The sequence below is a fragment of the Pseudorhodobacter sp. genome, assembly GCF_034675685.1.
Classification (GTDB): domain Bacteria; phylum Pseudomonadota; class Alphaproteobacteria; order Rhodobacterales; family Rhodobacteraceae; genus Pseudorhodobacter.
The window spans coordinates 36,840-51,550 of sequence record NZ_JAUCDA010000003.1 but is presented as its reverse complement, the minus strand read 5'-3'; the positions used below and the strand labels follow the sequence as shown (position 1 = coordinate 51,550).

Genomic DNA, 14,711 nt, shown 5'->3' with positions numbered 1-14,711 from the left:
CCCCCCATTTTCCTATTCGTCATCAACCACCGCCAAAAGGGCTGGTACCGCCGGGCACGGTCGCATCTCATTGCGCACCACATCCGACAACCGCGTCTGGTGCAAGAAGACATAAACCTGCGCCGAAAGTCCTTCCCAAAGCCGATTGCTGAGCGATTGCGCGCGACTGCCCGAAATCGCCCCCGAGGCCCCCGCGCCCGGATGCATCGCGCTGACGTTTTCCTCTACCGCTTCCATGATCTCACTCATCCGGATGTCCGAGGCGGTACGCGCAAGCCGATAACCGCCTCCCGGCCCGCGCATCGCTTCGACCAGCCCGGCCCGGCGCAGCTTGACGAAAAGCTGTTCCAGATAGGGCAAGGAAATATCTTGCCGTTTAGAGATTTCAGACAGCGATACCAGCCCCTCATCCCCGCCAGCTTTCTGCGCGGCAAGTGCCAGATCACACAGCGCCACTACCGCATAGCGCCCCTTTGTCGAAAGTTTCATCCTCAGCCCCCACCTAACCGCATAATCAGACAATCCAGTGCCGTTCTTGCGGCAATTCGCGCCCGAGTTCCACCAAACACATTGACCTGCACTGACGGGGCGCTTAACTCAACATCAACCGCAGGCCGTCACTGGCCTGTTTTGACCCGTTCTAGATATGTCGGTTCGCTTTGTCCATCAAAGCCGCCGCAGGAAAGAGACAAGGCGAAACCCATGCCCGAAGTAATTTTTGCCGGCCCCGAAGGCCGCCTCGAAGGCCGCTACCATCCGCAAAAGGAACGCGATGCGCCGATCGCCATCGTGTTGCACCCACATCCGCAGTTTGGCGGCACCATGAACAACAAGGTTGTCTATAACCTGCATTATGCCTTTTACAAAATGGGCTTCACTGTGCTGCGCTTCAACTTCCGCGGCGTGGGGCGCAGCCAGGGCGAATATGATCAGGGCATCGGCGAGCTGTCGGATGCGGCCTCGGCCCTTGATTACCTGCAATCCATAAATCAAAATTCCAAACATTGCTGGGTCGCGGGATTCTCGTTCGGTGCGTGGATCGGCATGCAGCTTTTGATGCGCCGCCCCGAAATCACGGGCTTCATTTCTGTGGCCCCGCCCGCCAACATGTATGATTTCAGCTTTCTGGCACCCTGCCCGGCGTCTGGTCTGGTGATCAACGGCACGGCCGACAAGGTGGCACCGCCCAAGGATACCGTCAACCTTGTCAGCAAGCTGCACGAACAAAAGGGCATCACCATCACCCATACCCAGATTGAGGGGGCCGATCACTTTTTCAAAGATGATGAGCTGCATATGACCCCGATGATCGACACGGTTACCGGCTATGTGAAACGCCGCATAACCGAGCAAACCCGATGAGCCTGGTCGAGGACCTGGGCGATGCCCTTGCCCAAACCACATTGGAGGCGATGGAGCAGATTGACGATGACCGGTTTTACGAAAAGGTAAGCCGTGTCATCGGGGCTTCATCGCCCACCTTGCAAGAGGCGTATCTGACGGCGGTTCGCGTTCGTCTTGCGGAACGCCGGGGCCGCGAATTTGTGGCCAAAGCCCTGGCAGCCGCGCAAAGTGGCGCGGCAGTCTCTGATGCGCCCACCGTTACCAATGCGGGTGACCATTGAACCCGCTGGACGCGCAATTCGCTTTCCTGAATGAGGCCGATCGGCTGAAATCCGTTACGCGGGCAAATTGCCTGCTGGATGGGTCGCGCGATGAAAACAGCGCTGAACATTCCTGGCATGTGGCGCTTTGGGCTTTGGTTTTTGCCGAATATGCACCCGAAGGCTGCGACCTTGCGCGCGCGATCTTTATGCTGTTGCTGCATGATCTGGTGGAGATCGACGCAGGCGACCACCCAATTCATCTGCCCAATCCGGGCCAGGCCCTTGCCGAGGCGAAAGCCGCCACGCGGCTGTTTGGCCTTCTGCCCGCGCCCCTTGGCACGGACATGGCGCAGCTTTGGGCCGAATTTGAGGCAGGCATCACCCCGACCGCCCGTTTTGCCAAGCAGATCGACCATGCCCAACCGCTGTTTCAGGTGCTTTGTTCTGCAACCCCTCGGCCCGATCATGTCGCGATCGTGCGCCAAAATCTTGCCACAGGCCGCGCCGCAGACATGCCGATACGCTGGCCTGATTGCAACAGCGCTGCCCGCGCGCGGCTTGGCAACAACCCCCTCCAACCCTCTGATTTTGAAAAATGTCTTGGCTTTTTGACCGAGGCCGACAAACTGAAAGCCGTTACCCGCGCCACCACGCTTTGCGATGCCTCTCGCTGTGAAAATACGGCAGAACATTCGTGGCATATCGCGCTTTATGCCCTCATCCTTGCCGATCAGGCCGGGCCCGGCGTTGATATTTCCCGGGTCATCAAGATGTTGTTGCTGCATGATCTGGTAGAGATTGACGTCGGGGATGTGCCAATTCATTCCGCGAATGGCACGGCCCACGCCTCGGCCCAGGTTCAAGCCGCCGAGGCAGCAGCCGCCGCGCGCATTTTTGGGTTACTTCCCAATTTGTTGGGCCGCGATCTTCATGGGTTGTGGCAAGAGTTTGAGGCCAATGAAACCCCCAGCGCGCGTTTCGCCAAATCTTTGGACCGGGTGCAGCCGGTGATGCAGAATATCCAATGCCATGGCGGCACATGGGCGTCATATAATGTCACCCTCACACAGTTGGAAACCCGCGTCGGTCGCAAGGTCGCAAATGGGGCCCCACAGCTTTGGCCCTATATCCGCGTGCTCTGCCTGCCTTACGTCCGATGACTGGCGATGCGCGCGGTATACAATCGCATACCGCCCTAGCCAAAGCCGTTTTTTTGCGCTAAGCAGTCGGCAATCCAAATCCCCTAACCAAAAAGGCGTGGCGCATGACCAAGATCAAAGTCGCAAACCCCGTTGTCGAGCTTGACGGCGATGAAATGACCCGGATCATCTGGGATTTCATCAAGCAAAAGCTGATTCTGCCCTATCTTGATATTGATCTGAAATATTATGATCTTGGCATTGAAGAGCGTGACCGCACCGATGATCAGGTCACCATTGACGCGGCCCACGCGATCCAGAAATATGGCGTCGGCGTCAAATGCGCGACCATCACCCCTGATGAGCAGCGCGTCGAAGAGTTCGGCCTGAAGCAAATGTGGCGCAGCCCCAACGGCACCATCCGCAACATCCTTGGTGGTGTGATTTTCCGCGAGCCGATCATCTGCAAGAACGTGCCGCGCCTTGTGCCGGGCTGGACCCAGCCGATCGTCGTTGGCCGCCACGCTTTCGGCGACCAATACCGCGCCACCGATTTCCGCTTTCCGGGCCCCGGCAAGCTGACAATCAAATTTGTCGGCGAAGATGGCGAAGTGATTGAACGCGAAGTGTTCGACGCGCCATCCTCGGGCGTCACCATGGCGATGTACAACCTTGATTCGTCGATCATCGACTTTGCCCGTGCGTCGATGAACTACGGTCTGGTCAAAGGCTGGCCGGTGTACCTGTCAACAAAAAACACCATCCTCAAGGCTTATGATGGCCGCTTCAAGGATCTGTTCCAGCAGGTGTTTGATGAGGAGTTCGCCGATAAGTTCAAAGCCGCAGGCATCACATACGAGCATCGCCTGATCGACGATATGGTCGCCTCGGCGATGAAATGGTCCGGCGGCTATGTCTGGGCCTGTAAAAACTATGACGGCGACGTGCAGTCGGATACCGTGGCACAGGGCTTTGGCTCGCTTGGCCTGATGACGTCAGTGCTGATGACCCCCGATGGCCAAACGGTGGAGGCAGAAGCCGCCCACGGCACCGTCACCCGCCACTACCGCCAGCATCAGGCCGGCAAGGAAACCTCGACCAACTCCATCGCGTCGATTTTCGCATGGACCGGGGGCCTGAAGCACCGCGCCAAGCTGGACAACAACGACGCGCTGGCGAAATTCGCGGCGACCCTGGAAAAGGTCACCGTCGATTGCGTCGAAGATGGCTTTATGACCAAAGACCTGGCGCTGCTTGTCGGGCCCGATCAGAAATGGCTGACCACCATCGGCTATCTGGAAAAGGTCGATGAATACCTGAGCAAAGCCTTGAAGGGTTAACACCTTTCATCTTGGATCAAATACCTGCGGGGGGCATTGATGCCCTCCGCGCTTGTTTTTTTTTATTAAAGCGTTTCGGAAAATACTTGATACAGCGTTGATCGCCACTGTCCCAAGGGCGCATAGCGCGGCAGGGCTTGCGGTTTTTCAATAAAAAACCTAGCTACTTTCCCGCAGCTTCTCGCGTGGGAAGCCCCCTGACCCCCAATCCAAAGCGCCCCGATGACAGATCCAAACCGCCACAGCCTGATCGAAGACATCCAGGGCATTGCTTTCGGGTCCGGCATGGCGGCGTTCGGCATCGTCATTCTCACCCATCTTGGCCTTGTCACGGGCCAGACCGCAGGCTTGGCCGTTCTGATTTCTTACGCGACGGGCTGGGGCTTTGGCGCCGTATTCTTTGCGATCAACATCCCCTTCTATTGGATCGGCTACAAACGCATGGGCTGGGTGTTCACACTCAAGACCTTTATCGCGGTTGGCCTGCTTTCGGTGCTTACCATCCTGATGCCGGATTGGATCAGCTTTGACACGCTCAACCCGGTTTTCGGCGCGATTCTGTTTGGCTCGGTGTCAGGCGTCGCGCTTATCGTGTTGTTCCGTCACGGCGCCAGCCTTGGCGGCATTGGCATCGTTGCCCTTATCTTGCAAGAAAAGACCGGCTTTCGTGCGGGCTACACCCAGTTGATCTTTGACGTCTTCCTGTTCGCCATCGCGCTGACACTTCGCGACCTGCCGACCGTCGCCATCTCGGCGCTGGGGGCTTTGGTCGTCAATCTCAACATCGCGATAAACCACCGCCGCGACCGCTATATCGCCACCTGAAAGCGCCCCAGCCGTTGCGCTCTCGGTTGTGCCCGCCAGGCTTTCAACCAGTTTTTACCCGGTTTTCGTAGCGTTTTCGTCATGGGGGGTGGTGTTTGCAGCGCGGCTGCTGTAACGCGACCGCAACCCGAAATGATTTGAAAAAGAGACACCTCCGATGGAGCTTCGCAACATTGCCATTATCGCCCACGTCGACCATGGCAAAACCACCCTCGTCGATGAGCTGCTGAAACAATCCGGCACTTACCGCGACAATCAGGCCACGACCGAACGCGTGATGGACAGCAATGACATCGAGCGCGAGCGCGGCATCACGATTCTGGCCAAGGCCACGTCTGTTGAATGGGGCGGGATGCGGATCAACATCGTCGATACGCCCGGTCACGCCGATTTCGGCGGTGAGGTAGAGCGCATCCTGAATATGGTTGACGGTGTTGTCTTGCTGGTTGATGCCGCCGAAGGCCCGATGCCACAAACCAAATTCGTGACCTCCAAGGCGCTGGCGCTTGGCCTGCGCCCGATCGTGGTGCTGAACAAGGTTGACAAGGCCGATGCCGAACCTGACCGCGCGCTGGACGAATGTTTCGACCTTTTTGCCAACCTTGGTGCCGATGACAAGCAGCTTGATTTCCCGCATCTCTACGCGTCGGGCCGCTCTGGCTGGGCCGACACCGAGCTTGACGGCCCGCGCAAAGATCTGACCGCGCTGTTCGAACTGATCGTCAAGCATGTGCCGGCCCCGGCACAGGTTGCCAAAGCCGCCGAGCCGTTCAAGATGCTGGCCACCACACTTTCGGCTGATCCGTTCATCGGCCGCATCCTGACCGGCCGCGTCGAATCCGGCACGCTCAGGGTCGGAACGCAGATCAAGGCCCTGACCCGCGATGGCGATCGGGTCGAACAATTCCGCGTCACCAAAATTCTTGCCTTCCGCGGCATCGGCCAGCAGCCGATTGAAGAAGCCGTTGCCGGTGATATTGTCACCATCGCGGGCATGACCAAGGCAACCGTGGCCGATACGCTTTGCGATCTGTCGGTTGAGGATGCGATTGAAGCGCAGCCCATTGACCCGCCAACCATCACTGTCACCTTCGGCATCAACGACAGCCCGCTGGCTGGCAAAGATGGCACCAAGGTTCAGTCGCGCATCATCCGCAAGCGCTTGATGGATGAGGCGGAAACCAACGTCGCGATCAAGATCGCTGACACCGCCGGTGGTGAGGCGTTTGAGGTTTCGGGCCGGGGCGAATTGCAGATGGGTGTGTTGATTGAAAACATGCGCCGCGAAGGGTTTGAGCTGTCAATCTCGCGCCCTCGCGTGATCTTCAAGGACGAAGACGGTGTGCGGATGGAGCCGATTGAAGAGGTCACCATCGACGTCGATGATGAATATTCCGGCGCCGTGATCGAAAAGCTGACGGGCGAGCGCAAAGGCGATCTGGTTGAGATGAAGCCTGCAGGCGTGGGCAAAACCCGCATCGTCGCCCATGTGCCGTCGCGCGGGTTGATCGGCTATCATGGCCAATTCCTGACAGACACGCGCGGCACCGGGGTTTTGAACCGTCTGTTCCACGGCTGGACACCGCATAAGGGCCCGATTCAAGGCCGCCGTCAGGGGGTTCTGATCTCCATGGAAAACGGGATTTCGGTTTCCTATGCGCTGTGGAAGCTGGAAGATCGCGGCAAGTTCTTTATCGGCGCGCAGGAAGCGGTTTATCAAGGCATGATCCTTGGCGAACATTCGCGCGACAATGATCTGGAAATCAACCCGTTGAAGGGCAAGCAGCTTACCAACGTGCGGGCCTCTGGTACGGATGAAGCGGTGCGGCTGACAACCCCGGTTCGGATGTCGCTGGAGGAATCCATCGCCTATATCGCAGATGATGAATTGGTCGAGGTTACGCCCAAGAACATTCGCCTGCGCAAGCGGTTCCTTGACCCGCATGAGCGTAAACGCCAATCGCGCTCGGCATAAGAAAACAAAGCCCGCTCAATCGAGCGGGCTTTTTTGAACCCCCATGCCTATAGCGTTTCGCCTTTGATGTGAAACAAGGTCAACCGCATAACGCGTTGAAATCCTTGGTTTCAGGCAGTCTTATATGCGGAAGGCGTCAAGGCAGAACATTTCAACCATGTTGTCGGGGGGCTGCCACGGCCTGACTTGCGTTTTGGTCCGGCGCTTGCTGTGATGTGGCAAAAACTGGGCGGCATGGTGATAATTGTCTTGCAAACATGCCCGTCTGGCGCTGTAACAACGGCAGGTCTGCTCTGGAGTTTTCAATGGCAAATATGGTCAAGGCTGAGGCGCCAAAACGCGCGTCCTATGATGTGGTGATTGTGGGCGGCGCGATGATGGGTTCATCGGCAGCATGGTTTTTGACCAGCAACCCGGATTTTGACGGCACGGTTTTAGTGGTGGAACGGGACCAGAGCTATGAATATGCAGCGACATCGCACACCAACTCCTGTATCCGGCAGCAATTCTCTACGGATTTGAATGTCAGGATTTCACAATTCGGGGCCGCATTTGTACAAGATTTGCCCAGTGTCATGGGGGCTGATGCGCCAAAGCTGAAAATCCAGAATTTTGGCTATATGTATCTGGCCGATTCAGAGCGTTTTGCCGATGTCTTGCGGGCCAGCCACAAGGTGCAGGTGGCAGCGGGGGCGGCAACGCGCTTGCTGACGCCCGAACAGATCAAGGCCGCCTATCCGTTTTATGCCGTCGATGATCTGGTGCTTGGCAGCATCAATACCGTGGATGAGGGCTATTTTGACGGGATCACCCTGTTTGACATGTTCCGCCGAGAAGCGCGCAAGGCCGGGGCCGAATATGTCGCCAATGAGGTGGTTGCGATCGGCAAGAACGCCGCCGGAACACGGGTGGAAAGCGTAACCTTGAAAACCGGCGAGGTGATTGCCTGTGGCCAGCTTGTCAACGCCTCTGGCACGCGCGGGGCAAAAACAGCCGCGATGGCTGGGATTGCGATACCGATAGAACCGCGCAAGCGGTTCACATGGGTTTTCACCGCCGAGCAGCCGTTAGACCGCCCCCTGCCCCTGACCATCGACCCCTCGGGCGTGCATTTCCGGCAAGATGGCAAGACCAGCTATATGGCGGGCGGGCATGCCGCGCATGACCCGGCTGTCGCGCAAGATGATTTTGCGATGGATCACGGGTTGTGGGAAAACCACATCTGGCCCGCCATTGCCACCCGCATTCCCCAGTTTGAGGCGATCAAGGTAATGCGCGAATGGGTTGGGCATTATGATATGAATACGCTTGACCAAAACGCGATTGTCGGGCCGCATGATCAGATCACGAATTTTCTGTTTCTGAATGGATTTTCCGGCCATGGCTTGCAGCAATCGCCGGCGATGGGGCGCGGCACGGCGGAATGGCTGATCCATGGCGCATATCAAAGCCTTGATTTGTCACCGCTGGGCTATGACCGGGTGCTGCGCGGCGCGCCTTATGTTGAAAAGGCGATTATCTGACGACAGCAATTGTCAGACCATCTGGCGGTATGCGGTAGACGGCTTTTTACGCGATGGTCTGGCGCTGGCGGGGGGGCCCTGTTGGCTGATCTGCGCCACGACCGGAACCTGATCTTGCAGGGTTTGGCCGTTGTCGGGCAGCGGGGCTGCGCAAGGTGCCCGCCCTTTTTTTTTCTGTTTGCAAAGCCCGCTGGCAGCATCGGCTTGAACCGATGCGCCATTCAATGCCTCAACGCCCGCGCAAGGCGTCGTTCAGCAAGCCCAGCACCGCCTCGCCCGGAACATCGGTGGCAACGAAACTTCTGCCGATCCCCTGCGCAAGAATGAAGCGCAACTGGCCATCAACTACTTTTTTGTCCTGCGCCATAAGGCCCAGCAGCGCCTCAGCCGAGGGCAGATCGCCCGAAATATCGCTGATATCAACCTTCATCCCCATGGTTCGCAGATGCGCGCGCACCCGGCTTGGGGCCTCTTGACTGCACAGGCCAAGGCGCATGCTCAGTTCAAACGCCAAGGCGCAACCAATCGCAACCCCTTCGCCGTGCAGCAAGCGGTCGCCAAACCCTGTCGCGTGTTCAAGCGCGTGACAAAAGGTGTGGCCAAGGTTCAACAGCGCGCGGTCGCCTTCTTCGGTTTCATCGCGGGCCACGATTTCGGCCTTCATTTCGACCGAGCGGCGCACAGCATATTGGCGCGCGGCCAGGTCGCCAGCGGCAAGCGCCGGGCCATTCGCTTCCAGCCATGAAAAAAACGCCTCATCGCCCAGCAACCCGTATTTCGCCACCTCGCCATAACCCGACAGAAAGTCGCGCGGCGTGAGCGTGCCAAGCAGGCCAATATCGGCCAGCACCAAGGTCGGTTGATGAAAAGCCCCGATCAGGTTCTTGCCCTGCGGCGCGTTGATCCCGGTTTTGCCGCCAACCGAACTGTCAACCTGCGCCAAAAGCGAGGTCGGAATTTGCACAAACCCCACCCCCCGGCGCAAGACAGACGCGGCAAAGCCGACCAGATCACCGATAACCCCGCCGCCAAAGGCAATCACAAGGTCTTTGCGTTCCACCTTTTGATCCAGCAGCCATTCCACACATCGCGAAAACTGCGGCCAGTTCTTGGTGCTCTCTCCCGGCGGCAAGGCAAGGGCTGTACTGTCGATGCCAGAGTCCGACAAAGCCGCCCGCAGCCGCGCAAGGTGAAGCGCGCCTACCGTTTCATCGGTGACGATTGCAGCCCGCTTGCGGCGCAAAAACGGGGCGATTTCTGCCCCCGCCCGGTCAATCACCCCATCGCCAATCCGCACATCATAGCTGCGCAGGCCAAGCTCTACCCGGACAGTATCGGTTTGCATGGCTCTTTACCTTTCCAAAACATCCGGCCGCGTCGATAGGGCGTCAAGCACCCTGTGGGCCATGGCGTCAATCGACAAATCCGTCTCGGCATCAACCGTCAGATCAGCCAGCGCATAGATCGGCACGCGCTTTGCATGGATTTCTTTCAGCGTTGCCTTTGGGTTGGGCGTGTGCAGCAAGGGCCGGCTGGATTTATGCCGAACCCGCTGCCACAGCAATTCCAGATCGGCCCGCAACCAGACCGATACGCCCTTGGCTGCGATCAGCTCGCGGTTTCGGGGCGCAATAAACGCACCGCCTCCGGTAGACAGCACACAGCTTGGCCCTTCAAGCAGACGCCCGATGATCTGGGTTTCCTTTTGGCGAAAAAACGCCTCGCCGTCGCGCTCGAATATCTCGGCGATACTGCGGGTTGCGGCGGCAACAATGGCATCATCGGAATCAATGAAGGGAACAGAAAGCAGCCGCGCAAGCTGGGTACCGACGGCGGTTTTACCCGATCCCATCATCCCAACCAAAACGACAGACTTTTTAAGCCGCATCCCGAAACCAACCCCCGCTCAAGACTTCCATCACCCCTCCAATAACGACCCTTGGCGCCCTCTGTCCAGCCCCGCGCCGATGCCCGCGCCGCGAAATCAGGCAACCTCTTGCCTTTATCGGTGCAATTCTTTGCGCAGGGGCGTGAACTCGGGTATGAATCGGTGTATAGGTGCAGACAAAGACCGAAACGCTGTTGATCTTGCCGGATAAGTCCCCAGATCCAAGGCGGGACACTCGGCGGATGAGGTTTGGGCAAGAGAGCAATGGCATGAAATTGATCGTTAAGGGTATGGCTATATTACTGGTCTTGGCCGGGATTGGCTTGGTAGGGTTCGCCTATCTTGGCGATTTGTCGCCACAGCAGACAGTGATAACAAAACCCGTGGTTCTGGATGGGCAATAAGCGCAGGCTTGGGGTCGCTGCGCTGTGCGCTTTGACGTTCGGGGTCGGGTTCAACCCCGCCGCCGCACGGGCAGAGGCGCCGATGTCGGCGATTGATTGGCTGTCAAGTTCGGTTTCCACGCCAGCCAACCCCTTGCCCAAGCCAGAGGCGGGTGTGGCAGATATTGGCGGGGCGCTGCCGCAAGATGTGATTGTGTCGGTTCTGGGCGGGCCGTCGCCTGATTCCGCCGGGGTTTTGCCATCGCGGGTGACGGGCTTGCCAAATGATCTTTGGGGCCTGGGCGAAACCGAAAAGATCGCCGCACTGATTTCGCAAAAGCGCGATGATTCCCTGCCCTCGTTGCAGCGGGTGTTGATGACCGTCATGCTGGCCCAATCCGCAGCCCCGGCAGATGCGGGCGGGCGCGGAATTTTGCTGAGGGCGCGGATCGACAAGCTGCTGGAAATGGGGGCGCTGGAACAGGCGAACGCGCTGATCATGACCTCGGGCAAGATGACGACCGAGGTGTTTCGCCGGTATTTCGACATTGCCATGCTGACCGGCAAAGAAGATGACGCCTGTGCCTATATGCGCCAGACGCCCGATCTGGCCCCGACCTATCCGGCGCGGATCTTTTGCCTTGCGCGCTCGGGCGACTGGGCTGGTGGCGCCTTGACGCTGCGCATGGCACAGGCCCTGGGCTATGTGGATGCATCAGATGATGCCTTGCTGTCGCGGTTTCTCGACCCTGATCTTTATGAGGGTGAACCCCCGCTGGTTCCGCCCTCGCCCGTGACCCCGCTGGCCTGGCGGATGCTGGAGGCGATAGGTGAAGGCCTGCCCACCGCACATCTGCCGCTTGCGTTTTCGCATGCCGAATTGCGCGAAACGGCAGGCTGGAAGGCGCAGATAGAGGCGGCGGAACGGCTGAGCCGGGCCTCGGTCCTGGACCCCAATGTCTTGCTTGGGATTTACACCGAGCGCCTGCCTGCGGCCTCGGGCGGGGTTTGGGACCGGGTAGAGGCGTTTCAACATTTCGATACCGCCCTGACGGCGGTTGACCCCGGTGCTGTGGCCTCGGCCTTGCCGGGGGCCTGGGCAATGATGGCATCGGCGGGCCTGGAAGTGCCTTTTTCCGAATTGTTTGCCGAACCTTTGCTGCGCCTGCCTTTGACCGAAACCGCCGGGGCTATGGCGTTCAGGGTCGCCTTGTTGTCGCAGCACTATGAAAGGGCGGCGAATGCCCGCACGCCTGCGGATATGAACGAGTCGTTTCTGATTGGGCTGGCGCGCGGCAATCTTCAGGGGGTTACCCCGCCCGACAGCCTGTCTCGCGCCATTGCCCCGGCGTTTGTGCGCCCCACCCCGCCCGCAGACCTGATGGCGCTTTTGGCCGAGAACCGCTTGGGTGAGGCGATCTTGCACGCAGTTGACCGGATCGAGCGCGGCCTGCAGGGCGATTTGCGCGGCGTTACCGAGGGTTTGGCGCTGTTTCGCCATGTCGGGCTGGAAGACCTTGCGCGGCGCACCTCGCTTGAACTGGTGCTGTTGGAGCGCCGCGGATGAGCGCCGAACAGGATCGCTGGATTTCCACCTTCCTTGAGGCGCAAGCCGCCGAACTGGGGGCCGCACGCAATACCCGGCTGGCTTACGGGCGCGATCTGGTTGATTTTGGCGGATGGCTGGGGCGGGCGGGCAAATCCTTCGCCCTTGCGGAGCGGGGCGATGTTGAACAATATCTGATCTATTGCGAGGCGCAGGGGCTGTCCAAGGCCACCCGCGCCCGCAGGCTGTCTGCCATCCGTCAACTCTATCGTTTCGCGTTTGAGGAAGGCTGGCGCAAGGACAATCCCGGCATGCGGATCAAGGGGCCGGGGCGCAGTGCCAAGCTGCCAAAAACGCTGGACCTGCCGCAGATCGAGGCGCTGATCGCCGCCGCCAGGGAAAGTGGCCGCAGCCCCGCCGATACCACCCGCAACCGCTGCCTGATAGAGCTGATCTATGCCACCGGCATGCGGGTTTCTGAATTGGTAGAGCTGCCGGCGACTGCCGCGCGGGGCGCGCCCGCAATGATTTTGGTCCGCGGCAAAGGCGGCAAGGAACGGATGGTGCCACTATCCTCTCCGGCCAGAGCGGCGCTGGCCGATTGGCTGGTGCTGCGCGACGCCGCCGATGAGGCGGCGCAGGCGGCGGGCAAAAAACCGTCGCGGTTCTTGTTTCCGGGGCGCGGCGCTGCGGGGCATATGACGCGGCAACAGTTTTTTGTGCTGCTCAAATCCTTTGCACTGCACGCGGGGCTTGACCCGGCACAGGTCACGCCCCACACGCTGCGCCATGCCTTTGCCACGCATTTATTGGCGGGCGGGGCCGATTTGCGGGTGATCCAGACCTTGCTGGGCCATGCCGACCTGTCCTCGACCGAGATTTACACACATGTGCTGGATGAGCATCTGAAGGCGCTGGTGCTGAACCATCATCCGCTGGCGCGTAAGGCATAGAAAAATCTGTGCCGGGCTGTGATATGAAACAAGACGAACGCATGAGGGTTTGACGTGAGCGATACGATTTTTGACACCGGGCTTTGGCTGACCGCAGGCGCGATTCTGGCCTTGCTGATAATGTCGGCGTTTTTCTCAGGGTCGGAAACCGCTTTGACGGCGGCGTCACGGGGAAAGTTGCGCGGGCAGGCCGATCGCGGCTCCAAAGGTGCGAACAAGGCGCTTGAGGTGACCGATGACAGTGAAAAGCTGATCGGGGCGCTGCTTTTGGGCAATAACGTGGTGAATATTCTGTCGGCGTCTTTGGCAACCGCCCTGATGACGCGGCTGTTTGGCGAAAGCGGTGTTGCGATTGCGACCCTGGTGATGACCGCGCTTGTGCTGATTTTCGCCGAGGTACTGCCCAAAACCTATGCGATCACCAATGCCGAATCCGCAGCGGTGCGCGTGGCCCCGTTTATCGCGGTGATCATCCCGATCTTTTCGCCGCTGGTGAATCTGGTACGGGCTTTGGTGCGCGGAATCCTGTATTTGTTCGGTGTCCGCACCGACCCCAACAGCAAATTTCTGGCGCTGCGCGAAGAAATTGCCGGTGCCATCGCGCTTGGCCATTCCGAGGGCGCAGTGGAAAAGGAAGATCGCGACCGCCTGCTGGGCGCGCTCGACCTGAATGACCGCACGGTAGAAGAGATCATGCGCCACCGCCGGGAAATCGAGATGATCGACGCCGAAAAGTCGCCGGGCGATATTTTAAGCCAGGTTCTTGCCTCGCCGCACACGCGCCTGCCCGTTTACCGCGGCGATGATGAGAATATTCTGGGCGTCGTACATGCCAAAGACCTGCTACGCGAGGTGGAAAAACTGCTGCGCATGGGGTCAGGCCGGATCGCCAAGCTGACCGATCTCGATATCCTCAAAGTCGCGATGAAACCTTATTTTGTGCCCGAAACCACGCCACTGGATGAACAGATGCGGCAGTTTTTGAAACGACGCACGCATTTTGCATTGGTGGTCGATGAATATGGGGCATTACGCGGGCTGATCACGCTGGAGGATATTCTGGAAGAAATCGTCGGCGAAATTCGCGATGAGTTTGATGTAATCGAAAAAGACACGGCGCTGGCGCGCACCGAGACCGGGGATTATGTGATCGAAGGCGCGATGACGATCCGCGACCTGAACCGGATCACCGATTGGGGGCTGCCCGATGATGAGGCGAATACGGTGGCAGGGCTGGTGATCCACGAGGCGCAACTGATCCCGAATGAAGGCCAGGTATTCAGCTTTCACGGCTTCCGCTTCGAGGTGGTATCGCGCAAGGAAAACCGCATCGCCACGATGAAAATCCGCCCGCTTTAACCACGCCCCAGCCTCGATTTTTCTACGAAAAATCCGCGCCTGCGGCCACTGGAATCGCAACAGGTGGGGGAATACGGTCTTTGCACCACATTGCGGCGAAACCAACACCCGAATTGCCGCTTTATGGCATTGCAACTGCTTTGCCACGGCCTAAAACGGTGACAACTAGATTA

Annotated in this window: 14 protein-coding genes; 11 read left to right on the top strand and 3 right to left on the bottom strand. The window is 58.9% G+C overall.

What is annotated here, in order from left to right; translation table 11 throughout:
* Positions 1 to 12 precede the first annotated feature (12 nt).
* Positions 13 to 489 carry an Rrf2 family transcriptional regulator gene (locus VDP61_RS03260; RefSeq protein ID WP_323005523.1) on the bottom strand — a complete coding sequence of 159 codons (477 nt, stop codon included), beginning with the start codon at positions 487 to 489 and terminating at the stop codon, positions 13 to 15.
* A gap of 213 nt (positions 490 to 702) precedes the next feature.
* Between VDP61_RS03260 and VDP61_RS03255 the strand changes: the two genes are divergently transcribed.
* The 7 genes from VDP61_RS03255 (at position 703) to VDP61_RS03225 (ending at position 8,409) form a co-directional block, all read left to right on the top strand.
* Positions 703 to 1,362, top strand: coding sequence for an alpha/beta hydrolase (locus VDP61_RS03255; protein WP_323005522.1), 660 nt, complete (start codon positions 703 to 705; stop codon positions 1,360 to 1,362).
* Complete coding sequence (locus VDP61_RS03250; RefSeq protein ID WP_323005521.1) at positions 1,359 to 1,625, top strand: hypothetical protein; 267 nt, start codon at positions 1,359 to 1,361, stop codon at positions 1,623 to 1,625. Before VDP61_RS03255 ends, VDP61_RS03250 begins: the two co-directional genes overlap by 4 nt.
* Positions 1,622 to 2,767 (top strand): HD domain-containing protein, encoded by a 1,146-nt coding sequence (locus tag VDP61_RS03245; RefSeq protein WP_323005520.1) that lies wholly within the window; start codon positions 1,622 to 1,624, stop codon positions 2,765 to 2,767. The genes VDP61_RS03250 and VDP61_RS03245 overlap by 4 nt, the downstream gene beginning before the upstream one ends.
* 104 nt (positions 2,768 to 2,871) lie before the next feature.
* Positions 2,872 to 4,086, top strand: a complete 1,215-nt coding sequence (locus VDP61_RS03240; protein WP_323005519.1) for an NADP-dependent isocitrate dehydrogenase — start codon at positions 2,872 to 2,874, stop codon at positions 4,084 to 4,086.
* A 222-nt stretch (positions 4,087 to 4,308) separates the two neighbouring features.
* The gene (locus tag VDP61_RS03235) at positions 4,309 to 4,911 is read left to right on the top strand and encodes a YitT family protein (RefSeq protein WP_323005518.1); all 603 of its coding nucleotides are present in this window, start codon (positions 4,309 to 4,311) and stop codon (positions 4,909 to 4,911) included.
* Positions 4,912 to 5,068: 157 nt separating this feature from the next.
* Complete coding sequence (gene typA, locus VDP61_RS03230) at positions 5,069 to 6,886, top strand: translational GTPase TypA (protein WP_323005517.1); 1,818 nt, start codon at positions 5,069 to 5,071, stop codon at positions 6,884 to 6,886.
* Between the two features lie 305 nt (positions 6,887 to 7,191).
* Complete coding sequence (locus tag VDP61_RS03225; protein WP_323005516.1) at positions 7,192 to 8,409, top strand: FAD-binding oxidoreductase; 1,218 nt, start codon at positions 7,192 to 7,194, stop codon at positions 8,407 to 8,409.
* Positions 8,410 to 8,638: 229 nt separating this feature from the next.
* On the opposite strand, the gene aroB is transcribed toward VDP61_RS03225, so the two are convergent.
* Positions 8,639 to 9,754 (bottom strand): 3-dehydroquinate synthase, encoded by a 1,116-nt coding sequence (aroB, locus tag VDP61_RS03220; protein ID WP_323005515.1) that lies wholly within the window; start codon positions 9,752 to 9,754, stop codon positions 8,639 to 8,641.
* 6 nt (positions 9,755 to 9,760) lie between these two features.
* Positions 9,761 to 10,297: a shikimate kinase gene (locus VDP61_RS03215; protein WP_323005514.1), complete on the bottom strand. Its 537-nt coding sequence runs from the start codon at positions 10,295 to 10,297 to the stop codon at positions 9,761 to 9,763.
* A gap of 269 nt (positions 10,298 to 10,566) precedes the next feature.
* On the opposite strand from VDP61_RS03215, the gene VDP61_RS03210 reads away from it, so the two are divergent.
* From VDP61_RS03210 to VDP61_RS03195, 4 genes are read left to right on the top strand one after another with little or no spacing between them, the layout of a single operon-like run.
* Positions 10,567 to 10,701 carry a hypothetical protein gene (locus VDP61_RS03210; protein ID WP_323005513.1) on the top strand — a complete coding sequence of 45 codons (135 nt, stop codon included), beginning with the start codon at positions 10,567 to 10,569 and terminating at the stop codon, positions 10,699 to 10,701.
* Entirely contained in the window at positions 10,691 to 12,247 is a 1,557-nt protein-coding gene (locus tag VDP61_RS03205; RefSeq protein ID WP_323005512.1) for a hypothetical protein, read from the top strand. The genes VDP61_RS03210 and VDP61_RS03205 overlap by 11 nt, the downstream gene beginning before the upstream one ends.
* Positions 12,244 to 13,179, top strand: a complete 936-nt coding sequence (locus VDP61_RS03200; protein WP_323005511.1) for a site-specific tyrosine recombinase XerD — start codon at positions 12,244 to 12,246, stop codon at positions 13,177 to 13,179. The genes VDP61_RS03205 and VDP61_RS03200 overlap by 4 nt, the downstream gene beginning before the upstream one ends.
* 54 nt (positions 13,180 to 13,233) lie before the next feature.
* A complete protein-coding gene (locus VDP61_RS03195; RefSeq protein WP_323005510.1) occupies positions 13,234 to 14,538 on the top strand; it encodes an HlyC/CorC family transporter in 1,305 nt (434 codons plus the stop codon).
* The last annotated feature ends 173 nt before the right edge of the window (positions 14,539 to 14,711 follow it).

What these genes read in the sequence shown, in the direction of transcription:
- VDP61_RS03225 (WP_323005516.1), top strand. Translation starts at nt 7,192, where the DNA reads ATGGCAAATATGGTCAAGGCTGAGGCGCCAAAACGCGCGTCCTATGAT.
- VDP61_RS03240 (WP_323005519.1), top strand. Translation starts at nt 2,872, where the DNA reads ATGACCAAGATCAAAGTCGCAAACCCCGTTGTCGAGCTTGACGGCGAT.
- typA (WP_323005517.1), top strand. Translation starts at nt 5,069, where the DNA reads ATGGAGCTTCGCAACATTGCCATTATCGCCCACGTCGACCATGGCAAA.
- VDP61_RS03205 (WP_323005512.1), top strand. Translation starts at nt 10,691, where the DNA reads ATGGGCAATAAGCGCAGGCTTGGGGTCGCTGCGCTGTGCGCTTTGACG.
- VDP61_RS03200 (WP_323005511.1), top strand. Translation starts at nt 12,244, where the DNA reads ATGAGCGCCGAACAGGATCGCTGGATTTCCACCTTCCTTGAGGCGCAA.
- VDP61_RS03255 (WP_323005522.1), top strand. Translation starts at nt 703, where the DNA reads ATGCCCGAAGTAATTTTTGCCGGCCCCGAAGGCCGCCTCGAAGGCCGC.
- aroB (WP_323005515.1), bottom strand. Translation starts at nt 9,754, where the DNA reads ATGCAAACCGATACTGTCCGGGTAGAGCTTGGCCTGCGCAGCTATGAT.
- VDP61_RS03215 (WP_323005514.1), bottom strand. Translation starts at nt 10,297, where the DNA reads ATGCGGCTTAAAAAGTCTGTCGTTTTGGTTGGGATGATGGGATCGGGT.
- VDP61_RS03235 (WP_323005518.1), top strand. Translation starts at nt 4,309, where the DNA reads ATGACAGATCCAAACCGCCACAGCCTGATCGAAGACATCCAGGGCATT.
- VDP61_RS03250 (WP_323005521.1), top strand. Translation starts at nt 1,359, where the DNA reads ATGAGCCTGGTCGAGGACCTGGGCGATGCCCTTGCCCAAACCACATTG.
- VDP61_RS03260 (WP_323005523.1), bottom strand. Translation starts at nt 489, where the DNA reads ATGAAACTTTCGACAAAGGGGCGCTATGCGGTAGTGGCGCTGTGTGAT.
- VDP61_RS03210 (WP_323005513.1), top strand. Translation starts at nt 10,567, where the DNA reads ATGAAATTGATCGTTAAGGGTATGGCTATATTACTGGTCTTGGCCGGG.